Here is a 20,515-nt window from a genome sequence, read left to right as displayed (position 1 = left end):
TCAGCCATTGCGGCGGGCATAGATAAACAGGTCGGTATCACCATTGGTGGAGGCTTGGCGAAACTGTTTGAAGACAGTGAATCCCTGTTGCTCCAGCAAGGCTTGCAGCTCCTGCCCCCTGTGATAGTGAATAAAGACCCTGTCACCGCTGCTGGAGGTTTGCCAACCCGAGCGCTCGGGCTCACCCTCCATGGTACTCAGATACAGCAGCCCGCCGGGCCTAATCTTGTCGTGGGCACCGGCAATAAACTGCAGGAGATCAGAGCTATCCAGATAGGGCAGGCCAAAGCCGCAGCAGCAGAGATCAAACTGGCCTTCCAAGGTGCCTATGTCGCGGCTGTCCAGCAGCAAAAATTCGCCGTCGGGAATATTACCTCTGGCCAGGGCCAACATGCCCGGCGCCAGATCCGTACCGGTAATCCGTAACTCGGGTCGTCTGCGCTTGAGGTATAGCCCCAGGCTGCCGGGACCGCAGGCCACATCCAGCAAACGCACATCGGTGACGGCCATTTCCGCCAGCAGCCACTCGTAACTTTGGGCGTAGGGGGGCCATTCGAGGAAGCGCTCCTGATAGCGTTCCGCCAGACGACTGAAGGTGTCGGCGGTGATCTGGTATTTGTCCGTTACTTCACTTTCCATAATCGCCTAAAAAAATTAGCCCGAGGAGTTCCTCAGGCTAATCAATGGGGAAGCCGATGGCAAATCAGAGTTGCTCATGGCGGGACCTTTCATGCTTGCCACGGGATTCCTGCCTTTGATGCCCCTGTTCCCTTGCCGGTTGATGTGAGCGCATGTCCTGCCCTCTGTCCTGACGTGGTTTGCTTTCCTGTCTTGGGGCTCTTTCTATCCGCTCGAACTTCTCAACTTTCGCCGGTTTGTGAGTCTCAACCCGGGCGGGCGTCTGCCTGTATTCGGCTCTGGGCTGATGGATCTCACGCTGCGGGCTGCGAACCTCGGCTTTATGGCCTGATTCATTGCTGAATTTAGGCTCATTGCGGAACTTATGTTCAGTCCGGGGCTCACTCCTGAACTTGGATTCATCGCGGGCCTTATGTTCAGTCCGGGGCTCATTCCTGTATTTGGGCTCGGCTCTCAGCTTTTGCTCGAACCCTTGCTCCCGTCTTTCCTTCACTGCGTGCCACGAGGCTTTCCCCGGAGTCAGTAGCCGAACTTCGTGTTCACGGGCCTGGTGACGTTCGAACTGACTGGGGGCGTGGCTGAAGTAGCGATGCTTCACTTCGGGTGTACGATAGGCTACGCCGTGCCTGTGGTGTGGATTGTGGTGCCAACGGCTGCCACCGTTGCTGATCGAGATCCGCGTTGCTGGTGGGCGGTGGTAGTGATGGTGATGGTTAACCACCAGATAGCGCTCGGCCCAGAAGACGCTGCCGAAGTAGAAGTTGAACGAGATCCCTATACCGCTGTGCCACCAGAAATGGCCGTGATGATGTCTGTGGTTCGGAAATACCGTCCAGTACACTGGAGGATAGGCACTCCAGCGCCAGTAACCATAGACGGTGCGCGGGTCGTAATAGGGCACGTACACCACTTCGGGCTGCGGCGCTTCAATGATGATCTGGGTATTGACCCGTTTCACCACCAGCTTATCCATGTCATCCAGGCTGTTGGCCCTGTCGGCGTCCCGGCGCAGCTGCTGAATGCTGTCGAGCACCCGCGCTTCGTCATCAAGGAAGGCATCGCCCAGTCTCTGGGTCCAGTCGAGATCTTCGCTCATTTTCTCCAGCACATTGGGGAAGGCCACCAGGGCCACCACGCTGGGATCCCAATCCTGCTTGCCCGCCTTGGACATCAAACGGTCGCTGCTGAGATTGTCGTGTTTCTTGCGCCAGCGATTCGCCTGCACCACTTCCAGCGGATAGCTGGCGGCTATCAGTATGTGGGTCAGCAGGCTGTCGGGATAAAGGGCGATGGGCGCCAGCATCTGGGCCAGCTCGGCATCGGAAAACTTCTCATTGCCCCACTCTTGTTCCCGGGCTTGGTGTTCCTGGGCTTGGGGTGCGGCCAGCGCCTGGGTCACAGGGGCGGCAAACAGGGTCATGGCACACAGTGCCAGTGTCGCTGCCTTGGTCGCTTGGGTGATTGCCTTTTTCATAGGGCCTCCGCTGAAATTTGCTGGCAGGTCGCCAGCCTTGAGACCATATTAGGACCGTCAAGATGAACATAAGCTGAAAGATTTTTTGGCCCCGCCAAGCGGGGGATTTTTATGGAAAACCCTGCGGGTTTTGTCGCTTTGCAAGCGACGTAAAGTCGAAGCCTTCCAGGCTTCACTCGGGCAGAGGGCTTTGCGCGCCCAAAGCCCTCTGCACTCCAAAGGGCGCCCGCGACGAAGTGGAAGGCCCCTCGGTCATTTGGCGTCTTTTTACTATCGCGTCAGACGCTCATCCCTGATTCGACTGACGCTGCCTCGGTATCCATACCTCGGCCACGTAACAGACGCCAATGCCCTTCGGCCACTTCGAGCGGATAAGGTGCAATCGTCAGCCGTCTCAGTCAGGGGAGTGCTGTGCCATTTTTAGGTGAGATACTATCGTTCCCATGATGTTTTACGTTACATTGGAGCCCCGTTTACAAGGAGGTTTTATGAAGTATTTTTGTTTTTTCGCTCTGTTGGCTTTTTCCTCTTTCTCATATTCAAACAATAGCTTGCCTAATAACCGTCACATTGCCGTGGTGGGTAATGCACAGGTCAGTGCCACGCCAGATATTGCCGTGATCCACCTTGAGGTTGAAAGCTTAAAAGGCAGCAGCGCCGAAGCTAAAACGGATGTCGATGATAGGGTGAACAAGCTGCTGGCGGGCCTTGGCAAATTTAAGATTGATGAGAAAAATGTCTCAGCTTCCGGCATCTCGACAGCGCCTGTTTATTCCTACAGTGAAAATGACAAGCGCGTGCTGGATGGTTACCGCGCCAGCCGCAACTTAAAAGTGACTTTGAATGAGTTGGACAGCCTGAATGCACTGATGGATTTTGCTCTCAGTGTCCAGATTGATGAAATCACACGCGTTGAGCTGAAATCCTCGAAAGAAGCCGAGCTTAAGAATGAGGCCAGTGCCTTGGCCGTCGCCAATGCCAAGGAGAAAGGGAATATGCTGGCCAGCGCTTTTGGGGCAACTCTCGGCAACGTCTATAGCATTGGATCTTCAGCCGATGACAGTTACGGCCGCTATGGCTCCAACAGTGGCATAGAACGGATTGAGGTATCGGGCAGCTTGGCAAAGCCAAGAGTGTCAGGAAAATACCTGCAAGAGAACATGGTCTTTTCCGCCTCAGTCAGTGTGGTATTTGATCTGAATGTGGAGTGATATGTGCCCCTCTTGCGGCTCTCTTGATGACGCTTATGTGCCAGTTTAGTGTGGAGGTTCTGTGGATTTTGTAGGGATATTTGCAGGTGCTTTTGCGCAAGTCTGGTTCGTCATTCCTTTGCTTGCCGTTGCCTTAATATTTCAGAGTCGCTGGTTTAAAGGTGTGTTTGGCGAGTTTTTGGTAAACAGGCAGCTATCTCAACTACCCGACTCAAACTATACGCTTGTAAAAGATGTCACATTGCCAACTGAAGATGGTACAACTCAGGTTGATCATATTCTTGTGTCCAGGTTCGGTGTTTTTGTTATTGAAACCAAGAACATGAAAGGCTGGATTTTTGGCTCTGTGAACCAAAGGCAGTGGATACAAAAAATCTATCGGTACTCTTCCCGGTTTCAGAATCCGCTTCATCAAAACTACAAACATGTAAAAACACTGGAGTCATTGTTAGGTATAGGCGTTGAGAAATTGCATTCTGTGATTGTGTTTACTGGCGACAGTACATTTAAAACGGACATGCCAGATAACGTCACCCATGCCAGTGGTTGCTTGAGATACATCAAAAAGTTTGACCAAGTTGTGTTTTCAGACACAGAGCGTTACGAAATTATTACGTTATTACAAGAGGTTAAATTAAAAAGAGGTATTGTCACAGACATTAAGCACAGACAGCACGTTAAGGACCTGCGTTCTTCCAAAAAGCAGATAAAACTATGTGCTCGTTGTGGTTCAGAAATGGTGATGCGCGAAACGAAGCGTGGTGACAATAAAGGTAAACAGTTCTGGGGGTGTTCCTCGTACCCTAAATGCAGATCCGTTGAAGGCATCAACTGATGCGTAACAATGTTGCCCGTTCATCACAGTCTGGTTTGTTTGTGTCTGCTATTGAGATGGGCGAGGGCTCCTACCTCTCTCACACAAAATACGACTCACGTTTTATTCCCCACCGAAGCTGATTTGGCTGTCGGGCTGAGAGAAAAGGGCAAGCCGAGGCTACCCTTGATTTTGATATACACGAACCTCTCTTGATAGCACCTGTAAATGCAGTCCTACGGAAGGGTACAGTATTGAGTAAATGAGTTCGCCATTCTCGTACCTACCCATAGTCTCAGTATCAAGATCGCACTTCAGACCTAACCGTTGGGAAGACTTTATCAAGTCTTCAGCAGGACAATTGGTGTGATTAAGCAGCAACAAGTCGAGAATGACGTTCTGACCACCAAACCCCGTCATGAACAGCTGTGCTACCCCGATAAAGTTAACCACAAACTCATCGCCCCTTTCCTTTAGGGATAAAGTTACGCTTTCATCTTTTACTTTCAATGATATGACTTCGGCGTCGTGCAGGGGTGGCACCACTACTTCGGCTGCATCATTCAGTACAATTTGGATTTCAGTCATTTTTCATCACCCGACAAACTCTAACTTGTCGATATTTCCTTGATACTTGACGTAAAGAGTCAGTACACCCAAAACACTTTTGCTGAAGATTGCACCAATCCCGCTTGAAGCGGCCGAGGGCGTTGCTGAAAATGGCGTGGCGAGGCATGGATGCCGAAGCAGCGCCAGTCGAATCAGGGATGAGCGTCTGGCGCGTTAGCCAATTTTCAGTATAAGGCCGAGGGGCTTTCCGCTTCGTGGCGGGCGTCCTTTGGGTTGCAAGGGGCTTTGGACGAGCAAAGTCCCTTGCCCCGGTGAAGCCTGGAAGGCTTCGACTTTCCGTCGCTTGAAAAGCGACTCACTCTCCGTCGTTTGAAAAACGACCCAACAAACTTCCCGTCGCTAAGTCAAGCGACACCCAAGTTACTGGCGGAACACCAGCTCAAACCGGGCGCCGCCGAGGGCCTCGCTACGGCCCAGGTTAAGTCGGCCCTGGTAGCTGTCGACCAGGTCGCGCACTATCGCCAGGCCTATGCCGTGGCCTTTTTCGTAGGTATCTGCGCGCATGCCGCGCTCGAAGATGCGCTCTTTCAGTTCATCTGGGATCCCCGGGCCATCATCTTCCACCACCAGGTGCAGGTTGTTGCCTTGCATCACCCCGGCGATACGCACCTGGCTTTTGGCGGCCTTGCAGGCGTTGTCGAGCAGGTTGCCGAGCAGTTCGGTCAGATCGCCGCTGTCACCCTTGAACATCAGATCCGGCGCCAGCGACTGGGTTAACTGGAGCTGGGTATCCGCATGGAGTTTGCCCAAGGTGCGCAGCAGCTTGTCGGTCACCTCGGCAATGGCTACCCCCTGATGCCAGGAGGCGGCGCCGGCACTTTGGGCCCGCTTCAGCTGATGACTGATGGAATAGCTGATGGCGTCGATTTGCTCCAGTGCCGCCGCCGGTAACTGCGGCTGACTCTTGAGCACGGCCAAGGGGGTTTTCAGACTGTGGGCCAGATCCGCCAGGGCATTGCGGTAACGGGTGCGCTGATTTTGCTCTGTGGTCAGCAGTGAATTGAGCTGGCGCACCAGGGGTTGCAGCTCCCGGGGAAAGGCATCGCCAATCAATTGTTGACGGCCGTTTTCCACCGCTTCCAGCTCCCGCTGGAAATGTTGCAAGGGTTTCAGGGTCCACAGCAGCCACAGGCCCTGAACCGCCGCCAGCAAGATGGCGGTCAGTGCCAAATAGCGCCACAGGCTGTGCCTGAAGTCGCGCATCAGCTTGTCATGGGCGGCGCGGGATTTGATGATGTGCACCGTCAGGGGGAAGTCCTGCAGCCGGCCTTGGGCGTTGCGGGTCTCGAAGCTGGCGCTGAAGCTGAGAATAAATTGCCGCTCATCGCCGAGGCTCGGTTCGCCAAAGCTCAGTTCGCCAAAGCGGCGCTCGCCCCGGGCCGGACGGGGCAGGGTAGCGGGCAGCGCCTGACTCACCAGGGAGCCCGAGCGCCACAGTACGGCACCGTCGGCGCCGCTGATGATGGCATACAGCCCGGATTTGTCGATATTGAACTGGGGTTGGGCCAAGGCGTCCGGCATCTGCAACCCGTCGCTGTCCACTTCCGCCAGGGTCAGCACCGAATACAGCAGGGCATTGAGTTCGTCGCGGGTGCCGCTGCTGGCCTGGCGCTCGAAGGCATTGTGCAGTGCCATGCCAATGGCCGGCAGCAACAACAACAGCAGCAACAGGGCGCTGAGCCGCAGCCGGGTTTTCAGTGACATGGGGCGGGGATTATCAGCCACCTTGGGCATCATCCAGTTTGTTAAGCCGGTAACCCTGGCCGCGGAGGGTTTCTATCAGGCCCAGGCTGTTGTCCGGGTCCAGTTTTTTGCGCAGCCGGCGGATAAAGACTTCAATGACGTTGGAGTCCAGATCGAAATCCTGGTCGTAGATATGCTCGGTCAGCACGGTCTTGGATTTGACCTCGCCCCGGTGCAGCATCAGGAATTGCAGCAGCTTGTATTCCGATCCCGACAGGTTGACGGACTGACCGTGGAGCAGCACCTCGCCGCTGGCACTGTTGAGGCTGAGGGGACCGTTGTTGATCACCGGGCTGGCCTTGCCGGCGGAGCGGCGGATCAGCGCCTTGAGCCTGGCGCTCAGTTCTTCCGGGTGGAAGGGTTTGGTCAGGTAGTCATCGGCACCGGCATCCAGGCCTTCTACCTTGTCCTGCCAGCTGTCCCTGGCGGTGAGGATAATCACGGGAAAATCCCTTTGGGCCTCACGCAGCGCCCGAATAAGGCTGATGCCATCGAGCTTGGGCAGGCCCACGTCTATAATGGCCGCATCGTAGTCGTATTCCTGACCCTGGAACAGGCCGATTTCGCCATCTGTGGCCAGATCCACGCTGTACAGCAGCTGTTGCAGATGGTCCCTGAGATTTTGTGCCAGGGCGGCATCGTCTTCCACCAACAAGAGTCGCATATCAATCTCTCCCTACCGAGCCCGTGACCGCATCCACGGCCACGTAAAACACCTTGCCGTCGTTGGTCACCATTTTGATGCGATAACCGGGATTGCCGTTGACCGTGCTGCGACCCACCTTGAGCACCTTGCCCGGGTAGCGCCCACTGGCCATGGACGCCGCCTGTTCCGGACTGCGGACCCTGAGCTGGACCTGTTTGCCGTCCGGTGTCATCAAGTGGCTTGGCTTCAGGGATGGCAGCATGTATGCCTCACCTGTGGCGGTGACCAGCAGCAGGCAGGTGCCCAGCAGGGTGGCGGCAAATTTCATTCTCTTGTCCTCGGCACAGTGAAAGCAGGGAGTGATTCTGCTCTCAGTGTAAAAGATCCCCTGTCCATAAGAAACAGGCTGTTGCGGCATTCCCTTGGTTGCAGTTATAGCCGCCTTAAGCTGAACATTGGCTGAAAGTGGACTTTTGCACGCGTTCAGCCAATGTTCACCTGGCGCTGGTTTTAATGGCCCCATCAACCAGTCGAAGATGAGGTCAGGATGATGAACACATTCACTCGCAGCCAAACTTGGCGACAATTGTTACTGTTACCTTCCCTGCTGTTGCCCCTGGTGGGCCAAGCCGCCGAACCTTCACAGGCATCATTGGGCCGTGGTGCCGATCACAGCCTGCCGGCCGAACGCCTGGTGGATGACGCTACCCTGGACAAGCTGAGCCCTGTGCTCAAGCAGCTGAATCAGGTGCAGGCTCTGCCGGCCACCCCCATGACCCGGGAGCAGGTGCAAAGTGAGAAGCACAAGGGGGCCAAGCTGCAACGCAGTGCCCAACTGAATTCAGGTGTCTATCACGAGTTCAGCTTCTATGACGCCTTTGCCCGCCTGTTGGAAGACAGGGACTACGACGGCTTTTACAGCAGCTTCTCGGTCACCTTTGATGCCGATGTGTATTCCAGCTATGCCGGTGAAAGTGTGCCCGTGTATGCCGAGCTGTATTTAAGCTACGAGGGGGGCGACTGGATCCGCTACTTCACCACAGAAAATTTCATCATCCAGGGACAAACGGATTTGGATGACTACGAAGTGGTGACCACCCTGGCACAGGGCTATCGGCTGGGTCATTACGATGTGCTGATCGATCTCTATGAGGTGGGCTACGGCGATGTGGTGGCCACCATCAGCTCAGACGACACAGATGGCCTGTATGCCTTGCCACTGGAGGCCGCAGCCACGGATCTGGAGTATGTCGCGGTCAGCGACGGCCATGGTGGTGGTGCCCTGGGTTGGCTCGCCCTGACGCCTCTGGCTTGGTTGGCCTGGCGCCGCAGACGCGCCTGAATGCAATTCTTGGGGGACGGCTGACCGTCCCCTTTGTCTATTGGCTTTACAGCAGCACCTTTCCCTTATTCCCCGCTCACTTGACTTTATCCCTGCTGCTCCCTAGTCTGCTTGATCAGTAATCAAGGTGGTATGCAATGGACATAAAATTTAATTTAAAACCTGCGTCAGAGCGCCGCACTGAGCCTTTTGTCCCTCAGGGTGAAGTAGGCTTTGGCCGACTCAGAACCGATCACATGTTTATGATGGATTATCAGGACGGTGAGTGGCTCGATCCACGGATTGTGCCCTATGGCCCGTTCGAAATGGCCCCCGGCGCCATGGCGCTGCACTACGGCCAGTCCATCTTCGAAGGTGCCAAGGCCTTTATGCACGAGGACGGGGAAATCTACACCTTCCGCCTCAACAAGAATGCCGAGCGCATGAACCGTTCCGCCGACATAGTCTGCATTCCCAATCTGCCCGAGGCGATGCAGCTGGAAGCCATCAATGCGCTGATCGATGTGGACAGGCTGTGGTTCCCGCGTCAGGAGGGGGCCTGCCTCTATATTCGTCCCTTTATCTTCGCCACCGAAGACCGGTTGTCGGTCAGCCCCAGCAGCAAGTACACCTTCTGCGTGGTGCTGAGCCCCAGCGGTGCCTATTATGGCAAGAATCTCAACGCCATCCGCCTGCTGATCAGCACCAAGTACCACAGGGCCGTATCCGGCGGTACCGGTGCGTCGAAGGCCGCCGGTAACTATGCCGCTTCGCTGCGGGCCGGCAAGGCCGCCGCCGAATACGGTGCCGCCCAGGTGCTGTATCTGGATGCCAGCAACAAATACATAGAGGAAGTGGGCGCCATGAACCATTTCCATATCCTCAAGGACGGCACCATAGTGATCCCCGAGTTCACCGACACTATCCTGCGTTCCATCACCTCGGAGTCAATCCTGGCCCTGAGTGAGGAGCTGGGTTGCAAGGTACGTCAGGAGCCCGTGTTGCTGGAGAAGTTTATTGCCGATATCGAGTCCGGTGAAATCGTTGAGGCCGGCGGTTTTGGTACCGCCGCCGTGGTGTCGCCAGTCGGCTCCTACATTTTTGAGGATGGCAGGGTGGTGACCGTTGGGGATGGCCAGGTCGGCCCCCATATCAGCCGCATCTACAAGGTCTTTACCGAGATCCAAAAGGGTCTGCGCCCCGGTCCCGACGGCTGGGTCAAAAAGGTCGAGCATCGCGCCGGCTAACGCCGCGCTCAAAAGATGACGGCAATAAAAAAGGCTCCCTCGGGAGCCTTTTTTAATATCGGGTTCAGCTGGGTTCCGGTACCGACAGCAGCAACTTGCCACACTCTTCGGCGCTCATGGGCTTGCCAAGCAGGAAGCCCTGTACCTCGTCACACTCTTGTTGTGCCAGGAAGTGCAACTGCTCCTCGGTTTCCACCCCTTCGGCCACCACGGTCAAATCCAGACTGTGTGCCAGGGCGATAATGGCGCTGGTGATGGCGGCATCTTCCGGGTCATTGCTGATATCGCGCACGAATTCCCGGTCAATCTTCAGGACATCGATGGGGAAACGCTTGAGGTAACTCAAGCTGGAGTAGCCGGTGCCGAAGTCATCCACCGCCAGGGTCAGTCCCAGGGCCTTGAGCTTCGACAGCACGGCCACCGACTCCTGGGGGTTTTTCATGATCATCGATTCGGTCAGTTCCAGTTGCAGGAAGTGGGCCGGCAGCCCAGCCACCGCCAGGGCAACCTCTATGGTGGACAGTATGTCGGCCTTGAGCTGACGGGCGGACAGGTTGACCGCCACGTGCATCTCCTGGCAGCCCTGCTGTTGCCATTTGGCCATCTGCTGGCAGGCCTCGTTGATCACCCAGTGCCCCACCTGATTGATGATGCCTATTTCCTCGGCCAGGGGGATAAATTCCCCGGGAGAAATGTTGCCCAGCTCAGCCGAGTGCCAGCGCAGCAGCGCCTCGAAGCCTGTGAGTTCCCCCGTGTCCACCTTGAACTTGGGCTGATACACCAGGCGGAACTCCTGACGGCTGATGGCCTGTTTTAACCCGGCCTCCAGTTCCACATGGCGCATGGCGTATTCATTGAGCTTGGCGGTGTAGAATTGGAAGTTGTTTCTGCCCAATGACTTGGCGTGATACATGGCGGTATCGGCATACTTGAGCAGTGAATCCGCATCCAGGGTATCGAGCGGATACAGGCTGATCCCTATGGAGGTGGAAATGGTCAGCACCTTGTCTTCCAGAATGAAAGGGGTTTGGAAGGCGCGGATCAGTTTCTCGGCAATCAGGGTGGCCGCCTTGGGTTTGGTCATGCCCTCAAGGATGATGGTGAACTCGTCACCGCCGAGGCGGGCAACCGTATCCCCATCGCGGATACAGGTTTGCAACCTGTGGGCCACGGATTTGAGCAGCAAATCGCCCACATGGTGCCCCAGGGAGTCGTTGATATGCTTGAAGCGGTCGAGGTCGAGGAACAGCAGCGCCACCATGGTCTCATTTCTGTGGGCCTGACTGATGGCATGGTTAAGCCTGTCCTGGAACAGGGTGCGGTTGGGCAGCTTGGTGAGCGGATCAAAACTTGCCAGCAGGCGCAGATCTTCTTCGGCCCGTTTGCGGTCCGTGATGTCGGTAAATACGGCCACAAAGTGGCTGGCTTCGCCCTTGGCATCGATCACCTGATTGATTTCCAGCCAGATCAGCAGGGTTTGATGCTGCTTGGTGCGGATCTTGAGTTCGCCGGACCAATGTTTTTGCCGCAGCAGCTTTTGCTCTATGGCTTCAAATTGCTGGCGATGCCGTCTGTCCTTGGCGAGAAACAGGAAGTGCTTGCCCAGTACCTGTTCGCCGCTGTAGCCGGTGATCAAGCTGAAGGCGGGGTTCACCGAAGCGATGCGGTAATCGAGACTGCCCACCACCACGGCCTCGTTCATGCTGGCCAATACCTGGGCCGACAGGCGCAACTCGTTTTCGGTCACCTTGCGGCTGGTGATGTCCTTATGGGTACCCACCATACGCAGCGGCTTGTTGTCCTTATCCCTTTCCACCACCTGACCGCGGTCAAGCAGCCAGATCCATTCGCCGGGACGGTTTTCGATACGGTATTCGGCTTCGTAAAAGGGTTTTTTACCGTCGATGTGGGCCTGCAGCGCCATCAATACCCGCCCCTTGTCTTCCGGGTGGATCTTGTCCAGCAAGACGGGGCCTTCGTGCTGCTGCGAGTCATGGGGATACATGCGGGTGCGGAATACCTTGCCGGCAGCGAGATCCCAGTCCCACATGCCGTCACCCGAGGCCCACAGGGCCAGTTTCAGCCGTTCTTCCGAGGTGCGGATGCTGTTTTCAAATTCACGCCTTTGTATGAGTTTTTGCCTGCGGGCATGGATTAGCCAGCCAAGCAAACTCAGCAAGACAATGATGTAGCTGAAAAAGGCCGGGGTGGTGCGATACAGGGGCGCTTTTACCGTCAGCGGAATACTGAGAATTTGATGTCCCAGGGTATTGTGATCAAGACCGTGTCTCACCCGCAGAATATATTCTCCGGGATTGAGGTTGGTGTAAGTGATATTCGGGCTGGCACGATCGCTGTGCCACTTGTTATCAAAGCCCTGCAAATAGAAGCCAAAGCGATCCCGCCCGGGATAACTGAAGTCCAGGGAGCTGACCTCGAAGTTGACCACCTTGTCGGAATAGTCCATGACTATGGCCGGAGGATGACTGAGATCCAGCACCTGATGCGAGACTGTGCCCACGGCGTACCCCGTCAGCGCCAGCCTGGCATCCGTGCGTTGCTCAGGGATCCCCAAGGGATCAAAGCGGGTAATGCCGTTAATGCCACCGAACCAGAAGAAACCATACCTGTCCCTGTGTTTGGTGGCACCGTTGTATTCCTGCTCCTGCAGGCCCTCATACTCATTGAAGGTCAGCAGGCTGTTGTCTCTGGGGTCATAGCGGCTGACACCGGCGTTGCTGCTGAACCAGATGCGTTGGCGTGAGTCTTCCAGCAAGCCATAAATGGTTTCGCTGGGCAGGGAGACCGAGTCGCCCAAATGGCGGAATTGCCATTGCCCCTCGCGCTGGGTCGCTATGTCTATGCCTCCGTGGGTGCCGAGCCAGATTTCCCCGTTGCTCAACTGCACTATGTCGCGGATACGGTTGTTGCCGAGACTGTAGGGATTATTGGCCTGGTGGAGGAAGGACTGCACTATGCCAGTGTCCATTTCCAGCCGGTGTAACCCCTCAAGGGTCCCAATCCACAGATCATCGTCTATGTGCTGTACCACCAAAACCTGACGCAATGAAACCTTTTTGCCCTGGGCATTGTGCATGATCACCTTGGTGAGCGCATTGCCGTCCGTTTGTTTCAGGTACACACCATCATCGGCCGCCAGCCACAGACGGCCCTTGCTGTCTATGTCGAGGTTACGCAGCATATTGTTGCTGAAAAGCGATTGCCCCAGCAGGCTGAATGTCCCCTCGACCGACAGTCGACCCAGACCATAATTGGAGGCAAACCAGAGGGTTCCTGCAGCGTCTTCCTTGATATCCCTGACTATAAGGGAAATGGCGTTTTCATCCAGTCCCATGGCCTGGGTAAACAGCGAGGTGCGGTATTGATAGCGGTCAGCGCCGGGTTTCAGGGTCTTTAAGCCGGCGCCTTCGGTGCCTATCCACAGGGTGCCATCGGCTGTTTGGTGCAGGGCACGCACCATGTTGATCTGCTTGGGTCTGGCCGAGCTGTTATCAAACAGGTGCTCGAAAAATTGTCGCTGGACGTTGATTTTATCCAGTCCGGAATAACTGCCACCGAGCCACAGGTTGCCGTTGGGGTCGAGCAGAATGCTCATCAGGTTATTGTCGCTGATATCGCGAATACTGCGGCTATCGTTTCTGTGGTATTGGGGTTGCCAGCCGTACTTGGCTTTTAGTTCAATCAGGCCGGCGCCGGGGGCAATTGCCCATATCTCCCCCGGGGCGTCCATGTCGAAATCACGTATGTCCCCCTGAAAGAAGCTTTCCTGCCGGCTTTCAAACAACAGTTCTGCCGCTGTCTTGTCGAGGTGATAACGCCACAGTTTTTTGCCGGCGGCAATCCAGGCATTGCTGTTATCCAAGGCGCGGATCTGATTGATGCTGTCTTTACCGGGCAGCTTAAGGCGGGTGATGCTGTTGCTGCTGACCGCATAGCCACCATCACTCCTGGTGCCGACCAACAGAAAGTCATCACCGGCACTGGCCAGGGCGGTGATCTGCGGGTTAAGGGCGTTACCCAGGGGAATGGGGCGGATCTGGCCATTTTTGAGGTTCATGGAGAACAGGCCGCTGCGGGTGCCTATCCACAGGGTTTCGGAAATGACCGCCAACCGGGTGATGCCCATCTCGGTAAGGCCCTGGGCCTCGCCAAAGCGGCTGAATTTGCCGGTGCTGAGATCGAGCCGGTTCAGGCCCTGGGTGAAGGTACCTATCCACAAATGACCTTCCCTGTCCTGAATAATATCTGTGATATAGCCTTCGGAAATACTGTCTGGGTCTTGGGGATCGTGCAGGAAGACGTTGAACTTTTGGCCGTTGTAATAGTGCAGCCCGTCCTGGGTGCCAATCCACAGCATGCCGGCGCTGTCGGTGAACAGGCGGGTGACGGTATTTTGATTCAGGCCATCGCTGCTGCTGAAATGCTCAAACTTGAGGCTGTGCTGGTATTGGGGCACAGTCACATGGGCCAAATCGGCCGAGCTTTTCCATGGGATCAAGACGATCAACAGGGCAGCAATCAATAAGCGCAAAATCCGCGTCCCCTTTTTCTAGGTGCCTTTGGTGGCTTTGTTATGACCAACATCATGATACCAATATAGTTATTTGTATAGGGCATGTTGACGTTTTGTGGTCGTTTTTGCAGGAATATGACCGCTTTTTATACCGGGCTCCGTTCGGGCAGTATAATCGCACAGCACAAGCGGGCGTTGACGCGATTAAATTCCAGCCCTGAGACCTTAATATGCCCTGGAGCCTGGGTCAAAACCTGCCTGCGCTTTCGTTCGTTGTGGCCTGCTGGCCCGGGCGTCAGCATGGCCTGCCGCAGCTGGCTATGTGTGCCACAGCAAGAGTCCCAGCAGCACTGTTGCCAGCATAGCCAAAGCCAGCAAGCAGCGTACGGTTCTGGCCCATTTGGGATGGCTGAAGACTCGCCGCAACGCACCACCTGCCAGCAACCAGCCCAAATCCACCACTATGGCACAGCCAAAACACACCATGGCCGTCAGGCCATATCGCAGATACTCCTCATCCCCCGGCAGTAAAAATTGCGAGAACAGCGCTAGGAATGCCATATAGGCCTTGGGATTGAGCAGATTGAGAATGAAGCCGTCCAGCAAGCTTGGCTTGTCCTGGCGTTGCTCGGCCGTGGGCAGTACGGGCGCGGTGGCAATGCGCCAGGCGATGCGGGCGATATAGAGGGCGGCGATGATTTGCAATGCCAGCGCCAGTTGTGGCGCCGTCTTCAGCAGGGCCGCGACGCCGAACAGGGCTCCCGCTATGGCGGCCAGCAGACCTGCGAGTATGCCGCCGAGAAAAGGCAGGCTGTTGCGCACACCAAAGGTGGCGCTGCTGGCGGCCAGTGCCAGTGGGGCCGGTCCGGGGGAACCGAGCAGCAGCACTGTGGCGCCCACCAGCAACATCAGGGATTCAAACATGATTTTCTCCAAATTCAGGTAATAGCAGCCCGCGACAGCCAAAAGCAATCGGTTTTAAGGACAGTCGGTTTTAAGGGCTATCCGTTCAAGCAAAAGAAAAGGGACCTTGCGGTCCCTTGAATATCAGAAGCTGTCGCCGGGAACCCGGACCGCGCCTTCCATCAGGATCCGCGCCGAGCGGCTCATGATGGCCTTGGTCACAGTCCACTCGCCATCCTGCAGTTTGGCTTCGGCGCCGACACGCAGGGTGCCGGAGGGATGACCGAAACGCACCGCCTGGGGCTCGCCGCCACCGGCGGCCAGGTTGACCAGGGTGCCGGGGACGGCCGCGGCCGTGCCTATGGCCACGGCGCAGGTGCCCATCATGGCGTGGTGCAACTTGCCCATGGACAGGGCCCGCACCAGCAGGTCGACATCCTCGGCCGCAATCTGCTTACCACTTGAGGCCGTGTAGGACTTGGCCGGTGCCACAAAGGCAATCTTGGGGGTGTGCTGACGGGTGGCTGCTTCGGCGACGGTTTTGATCAAACCCATGCGCAGGGCGCCCGCCACGCGGATGGCTTCAAACATCGCCAGCGCTTGCGGGTTGCCGTTGATGGCCTCCTGCAATTCCGTGCCCTGGTAGCCTATGTCGGCGGCATTGACGAACACGGTCGGGATACCGGCGGTGATCATGGTCGCCTGCAAGGTGCCGACACCCGGCACTTCCAGGCTGTCCACCAGATTACCTGTGGGGAACATGGAGGCCGGACCATCACCTTCGCCCTCGTCGGCGGGGTCGATAAACTCCAGCACGATTTCGGCGGCGGGGAAGGTCACGCCGTCCAGTTCAAAGTCACCGGTTTCCTGCACCTCGCCATTGCTGATGGGCACGTGGGCGATAATGGTCTTGTTGATGTTGGCCTGCCAAATGCGCACCGAACAGATGCCGTTGGCGGGAATGCGGGCAGGATCCACCAGACCGGCGTGGATGGCGAAGGCTCCGGCGGCGGTGGACAGGTTGCCGCAGTTGCCGCTCCAGTCCACGAAGGCCGAGTCTATGGCCACCTGGCCGTAGAGGTAGTCCACGTCGTGATTAGCGACGTTGCTCTTGTTCAGGATCACGCACTTGCTGGTGCTGGAGGTGGCGCCGCCCATGCCGTCGGTGTGTTTGGCATAGGGATCGGGGCTGCCTATGACCCGCATCAGCAGGGCATCGCGGGCCGCGCCCGGTACCCGGGCAGCTTCTGGCAGGTCTTCCAGGCGGAAGAATACGCCCTTGCTGGTGCCGCCACGCATATAGGTGGCGGGAATTTTTATCTGTGGTTTAAATGCCATGGCATTGAATCCTTTGACATGAATTTAATAACGCTAGCCATTCCTAGTTGTTGCCATTTCATGTTTTACCTGGGCCTAGGAGCGAAGATCTTGCTGCGAGGCCAAGTCGGGAGCGCGGAGTGTATCGACCGATACATGAGCACTCCCGACGCCGGGATCGCAGTAAGAGAACGCTCAAACACTGCCTTGCAAGAAGTCTTCGGCAAAGCGCTGCAATACCCCGCCTGCGTCATAGATGGACACTTCCTCGGCGGTATCCAGGCGGCAGCGCACCGGCACTTCCACCGTTTCACCGTTGCGGCGATGGATAACCAGGGTCAGCTCGGCGCCGGGGGTGCGTTCACCCTTAACGTCAAAGCTTTCGGTGCCGTCTATGCCATAGCTGTTTCTGTCGTAACCCGGCAGGAACTCCAGCGGCAGCACGCCCATACCCACCAGGTTGGTGCGATGGATACGCTCGAAGCCCTCGGCCACAATGGCTTCAACTCCGGCCAGACGTACACCCTTGGCGGCCCAGTCACGGCTGGAACCCTGACCATAGTCCTTACCGGCGATGATGATCAGCGGCTGCTTGCGCTCCATGTAGGTTTCAATGGCTTCCCACATGCGGGTGACCTTGCCCTCGGGCTCGATACGGGCCAATGAACCCTGCTTCACCTTGCCGCTTTCGTCCTTCACCATTTCGTTGAACAGCTTGGGGTTGGCGAAGGTGGCGCGCTGGGCGGTCAGGTGATCGCCCCTGTGGGTGGCGTAGGAGTTAAAGTCTTCCTCCGGCAGGCCCATCTTGGCCAGGTACTCACCGGCGGCTGAGCTGGCGAGAATGGCATTTGAAGGTGACAGGTGATCTGTGGTGATGTTGTCACCCAGCACCGCCAGCGGCAGCATGCCGCTCAGGCTGCGCTCACCGGCCAGGGCGCCTTCCCAGTAGGGCGGACGACGTATATAGGTGCTTTGTGGGCGCCAGGCATACAAAGGATCCTGGTTTTCACCGTACTCCACCGCCAGATTGAACATGGGCTCGTACACCTTGCGGAACTGCTCCGGCTTAACGCTGGATTTGACTATGTCGTCAATCTCGGCATCGGTGGGCCAGATGTCCTTGAGGGTCACGGGCTTGCCGTCGGCATCCAGGCCCAGCACGTCTTTTTCGATGTCAAAGCGCACTGTACCTGCGATGGCGTAGGCCACCACCAGCGGCGGCGAGGCCAGGAAGGCTTGCTTGGCGTAAGGATGGATACGGCCATCGAAGTTGCGGTTACCGGACAGCACGGCGGTGGCGTACAGGTCACGGTCGATCACTTCCTGCTGGATCTTGGGATCCAGGGCGCCACTCATGCCGTTACAGGTGGTACAGGCGAAGGCCACAATGCCAAAGCCCAGCTGCTCCAGGTAGGGCAGCAGGCCGGCTTCCTTGAGGTACAGTTCCACGGCCTTGGAGCCGGGGGCCAGTGAGGTCTTGACCCAGGGTTGGCGCACCAGGCCTTTCTGCACCGCGTTGCGGGCCAGCAGACCGGCGGCAATCACGTTGCGGGGGTTGCTGGTGTTGGTGCAGCTGGTGATGGCGGCGATGATCACTGCGCCGTCGGGCATTTCACCGGGTACCTGTTGCCACTTGGCGGCGATACCCTTGGCGGCCAGATCGCTGGTGGCGACCCGGGCGTGTGGGTTGGATGGACCGGCCATGTTGCGCACCACTGTGGACAGGTCGAATTCCAGCACCCGGCCGTATTCGGCGCCTGTCATGGCATCGCTCCACAGACCAGTGGTCTTGGCATAGGTTTCAACCAGTTGCACCTGCTGCTCATCGCGGCCGGTCAGACGTAGGTAGTCTATGGTCTGGTTGTCGATATAGAACATGGCGGCGGTGGCGCCGTATTCCGGGGTCATGTTGGAGATGGTGGCGCGATCGCCCAGGGTCAGGCTGGCGGCACCTTCGCCGAAGAATTCCAGGTAGGCACCCACAACTCTTTCCTTACGCAGGAACTCGGTCAGGGCCAGCACTATGTCGGTGGCTGTGATGCCGGGTTGGGCGCGACCGCTCAGCTTGACGCCGACTATGTCCGGCAGGCGCATCCAGGAAGCGCGGCCGAGCATGACGTTTTCGGCTTCCAGACCACCCACACCTATGGCGATTACGCCCAGAGCATCCACGTGTGGCGTGTGGCTGTCGGTACCGACGCAGGTGTCGGGGAAGGCCACGCCATCGCGGGTCTGGATCACCGGTGACATCTTCTCCAGGTTAATCTGGTGCATGATGCCGTTGCCGGGCGGGATCACATCCACGTTCTTGAAGGCTTTCTTGGTCCAGTTGATGAAGTGGAAGCGATCGTCGTTGCGTCTGTCTTCGATGGCGCGGTTCTTCTCGAAGGCATCCTTTTCGAAGCCGCCGTGTTCCACTGCCAGGGAGTGGTCAACGATCAGCTGGGTCGGCACCACAGGGTTTACCTTGGCAGGATCGCCACCCTTGGCGGCAATGGCGTCACGCAGACCGGCGAGATCCACCAGGGCGGTTTGGCCGAGGATATCGTGGCAGACCACGCGGGCAGGGAACCAGGGGAAGTCGAGATCCTGTTTACGCTCGATCAATTGTCCGAGGAAGGCATTCAGCTGGGTGGGATCGGCGCGGCGCAGCAGGTTTTCGGCCAGTACCTTGGAGGTGTAGGGCAGCTTGGCATAGGCGCCGGGGCACAGGGCATCGACGGCTTCCTGGACATCAAAATAGTCCAGTGTCGTGCCCGGCAGGTTTTTGCGGTGTGCAGTGTTCATAGGCTTGTCCACAAAATACAGGGAAAAAAGGCAGGCGCCTTAGCGTCCTGCCTGTGTCATTTTTGCCGTTATCAGCGCTGGGCTATCGGCGTGACCTGGCGCAGACCCACGCCCACATAATCGGCACTTGGGCGGATTATGCGGTTGTTGCTGCGCTGCTCCATCACGTGTGCGGTCCAGCCGCTGGTCCGTGAGCAGACGAAGATCGGCGTGAACAGCTTGGTGGGTATGCCCATGAAGTGATAGGCGCTGGCGTGGAAGAAGTCGGCGTTACAGAACAGCTTCTTCTGTTCCCACATCAGCGACTCACAGGCCACGGAAACGCGGTACAGGCGGTCATCGCCATATTCCTTGGACAGCTTCTCGGACCATTGCTTGATGATGGCGTTGCGTGGGTCGGACTCGCGGTAGATGGCGTGACCGAAGCCCATGATCTTTTCCTTGCGCTCCAGCATGCCCATCAGCACTTCTCGGGCGTGCTCTTCGTCGCGCATGTCCTGAATGAGTTCCATGGCGGCTTCGTTGGCGCCACCGTGCAGTGGGCCACGCAGTGAGCCAATGGCACCGGTCACGCAGGAGTGCATGTCGGACAGGGTGGAGGCGCAAACGCGGGCGGTAAAGGTGGAGGCGTTGAACTCATGCTCGGCATAGAGGATCAGCGACACGTCCATCACCCGGGCGTGCAGCTCGGAAGGCGCCTTGCCGTGCAGCAGGTGCAGGAAGTGGGCACCGATCTGCTCGTCATCGGTCTCAACCTCGATGCGCACGCCGTCGTGGCTGAAGCGATACCAGTAGCAGATGATGGAGGGGAAGGCCGCCAGCATGCGGTTGGCCACGTCGAACTGCTCGTCGAAACCTTCTTCCGGCTCCAGGTTACCCAGCATGGAGCAACCGGTACGCAGCACGTCCATGGGATGGGCGCTGGCGGGGATGCGCTCCAGCACTTCTTTCAGTGCCTGTGGCAGGCCGCGCAGGCCCTTGAGCTTGGCGCGGTAGGCGCTCAGTTCCGCTTCGGTGGGCAGTTCGCCGTAAAGGATCAGGAAGGCCACTTCCTCGAAGCTGGCGTTTTCGGCCAGGTCTTTCACATCGTAGCCACGGTAGGTCAGACCGGAACCGGACTTGCCCACTGTGCTCAGGGCGGTTTCACCTGCGCTTTGACCACGGAGGCCGGCGCCGCTCAGTTTCTTCTCAGTTGTTTCTGCCATCTTGCATTCCCTCGTTTTTTGATTCGTTTGATTCGAGTCCGGCC

General features: G+C 57.2%; 15 protein-coding genes. 4 read left to right on the top strand and 11 right to left on the bottom strand.

Annotated features, from left to right (window positions below; translation table 11 throughout):
* Positions 1-639 (bottom strand): class I SAM-dependent DNA methyltransferase, encoded by a 639-nt coding sequence (locus JYB85_RS17305; RefSeq protein WP_207380276.1) that lies wholly within the window; start codon positions 637-639, stop codon positions 1-3.
* A 64-nt stretch (positions 640-703) separates the two neighbouring features.
* Positions 704-2,113 carry a DUF3300 domain-containing protein gene (locus JYB85_RS17300; RefSeq protein WP_228730141.1) on the bottom strand — a complete coding sequence of 470 codons (1,410 nt, stop codon included), beginning with the start codon at positions 2,111-2,113 and terminating at the stop codon, positions 704-706.
* Positions 2,114-2,601: 488 nt separating this feature from the next.
* Here JYB85_RS17300 and JYB85_RS17295 point away from each other — a divergent pair, with 488 nt between their 5' ends.
* Entirely contained in the window at positions 2,602-3,324 is a 723-nt protein-coding gene (locus JYB85_RS17295) for an SIMPL domain-containing protein (protein WP_207380275.1), read from the top strand.
* Between the two features lie 61 nt (positions 3,325-3,385).
* Complete coding sequence (locus JYB85_RS17290) at positions 3,386-4,159, top strand: nuclease-related domain-containing protein (RefSeq protein ID WP_207324862.1); 774 nt, start codon at positions 3,386-3,388, stop codon at positions 4,157-4,159.
* Between the two features lie 159 nt (positions 4,160-4,318).
* On the opposite strand, the gene JYB85_RS17285 is transcribed toward JYB85_RS17290, so the two are convergent.
* From JYB85_RS17285 to JYB85_RS17270, 4 genes are all read right to left on the bottom strand, one after another.
* Positions 4,319-4,726 carry a hypothetical protein gene (locus JYB85_RS17285; protein WP_207380274.1) on the bottom strand — a complete coding sequence of 136 codons (408 nt, stop codon included), beginning with the start codon at positions 4,724-4,726 and terminating at the stop codon, positions 4,319-4,321.
* A gap of 402 nt (positions 4,727-5,128) precedes the next feature.
* On the bottom strand, positions 5,129-6,502 hold the full coding sequence (locus tag JYB85_RS17280) for an ATP-binding protein (protein WP_228730140.1): 1,374 nt from the start codon (positions 6,500-6,502) through the stop codon (positions 5,129-5,131).
* Positions 6,486-7,175 carry a response regulator transcription factor gene (locus JYB85_RS17275; protein ID WP_207380272.1) on the bottom strand — a complete coding sequence of 230 codons (690 nt, stop codon included), beginning with the start codon at positions 7,173-7,175 and terminating at the stop codon, positions 6,486-6,488. Before JYB85_RS17275 ends, JYB85_RS17280 begins: the two co-directional genes overlap by 17 nt.
* A 1-nt stretch (position 7,176) precedes the next feature.
* On the bottom strand, positions 7,177-7,485 hold the full coding sequence (locus tag JYB85_RS17270) for a PepSY domain-containing protein (RefSeq protein ID WP_207380271.1): 309 nt from the start codon (positions 7,483-7,485) through the stop codon (positions 7,177-7,179).
* Positions 7,486-7,707: 222 nt separating this feature from the next.
* Between JYB85_RS17270 and JYB85_RS17265 the strand changes: the two genes are divergently transcribed.
* Positions 7,708-8,499, top strand: coding sequence for a choice-of-anchor H family protein (locus JYB85_RS17265; RefSeq protein WP_228730139.1), 792 nt, complete (start codon positions 7,708-7,710; stop codon positions 8,497-8,499).
* A 137-nt stretch (positions 8,500-8,636) separates the two neighbouring features.
* Entirely contained in the window at positions 8,637-9,725 is a 1,089-nt protein-coding gene (locus JYB85_RS17260; RefSeq protein WP_207380269.1) for a branched-chain amino acid aminotransferase, read from the top strand.
* 64 nt (positions 9,726-9,789) lie between these two features.
* Here JYB85_RS17260 and JYB85_RS17255 read toward each other — a convergent pair whose 3' ends face one another.
* The 5 genes from JYB85_RS17255 to prpC all read right to left on the bottom strand — a co-directional run bounded on the left by JYB85_RS17255 (position 9,790) and on the right by prpC (position 20,471).
* A complete protein-coding gene (locus JYB85_RS17255) occupies positions 9,790-14,280 on the bottom strand; it encodes an EAL domain-containing protein (RefSeq protein WP_407695902.1) in 4,491 nt (1,496 codons plus the stop codon).
* Between the two features lie 297 nt (positions 14,281-14,577).
* Positions 14,578-15,183 carry a LysE family translocator gene (locus JYB85_RS17250; RefSeq protein WP_207380268.1) on the bottom strand — a complete coding sequence of 202 codons (606 nt, stop codon included), beginning with the start codon at positions 15,181-15,183 and terminating at the stop codon, positions 14,578-14,580.
* A 123-nt stretch (positions 15,184-15,306) separates the two neighbouring features.
* The gene (gene prpF / locus JYB85_RS17245; protein WP_207380267.1) at positions 15,307-16,500 is read right to left on the bottom strand and encodes a 2-methylaconitate cis-trans isomerase PrpF; all 1,194 of its coding nucleotides are present in this window, start codon (positions 16,498-16,500) and stop codon (positions 15,307-15,309) included.
* 174 nt (positions 16,501-16,674) lie between these two features.
* The gene (gene acnD / locus JYB85_RS17240) at positions 16,675-19,266 is read right to left on the bottom strand and encodes a Fe/S-dependent 2-methylisocitrate dehydratase AcnD (RefSeq protein ID WP_207380266.1); all 2,592 of its coding nucleotides are present in this window, start codon (positions 19,264-19,266) and stop codon (positions 16,675-16,677) included.
* Between the two features lie 71 nt (positions 19,267-19,337).
* On the bottom strand, positions 19,338-20,471 hold the full coding sequence (prpC, locus tag JYB85_RS17235) for a bifunctional 2-methylcitrate synthase/citrate synthase (protein WP_207321159.1): 1,134 nt from the start codon (positions 20,469-20,471) through the stop codon (positions 19,338-19,340).
* Between the last annotated feature and the right edge of the window lie 44 nt (positions 20,472-20,515).

Origin of the sequence: Shewanella sedimentimangrovi, assembly GCF_017354965.1 — a bacterium.
Lineage (GTDB): Bacteria > Pseudomonadota > Gammaproteobacteria > Enterobacterales > Shewanellaceae > Shewanella > Shewanella cyperi.
The sequence above is the reverse complement of the archived record's forward strand: the minus strand, read 5'-3'. Positions and strand labels throughout refer to the sequence as shown.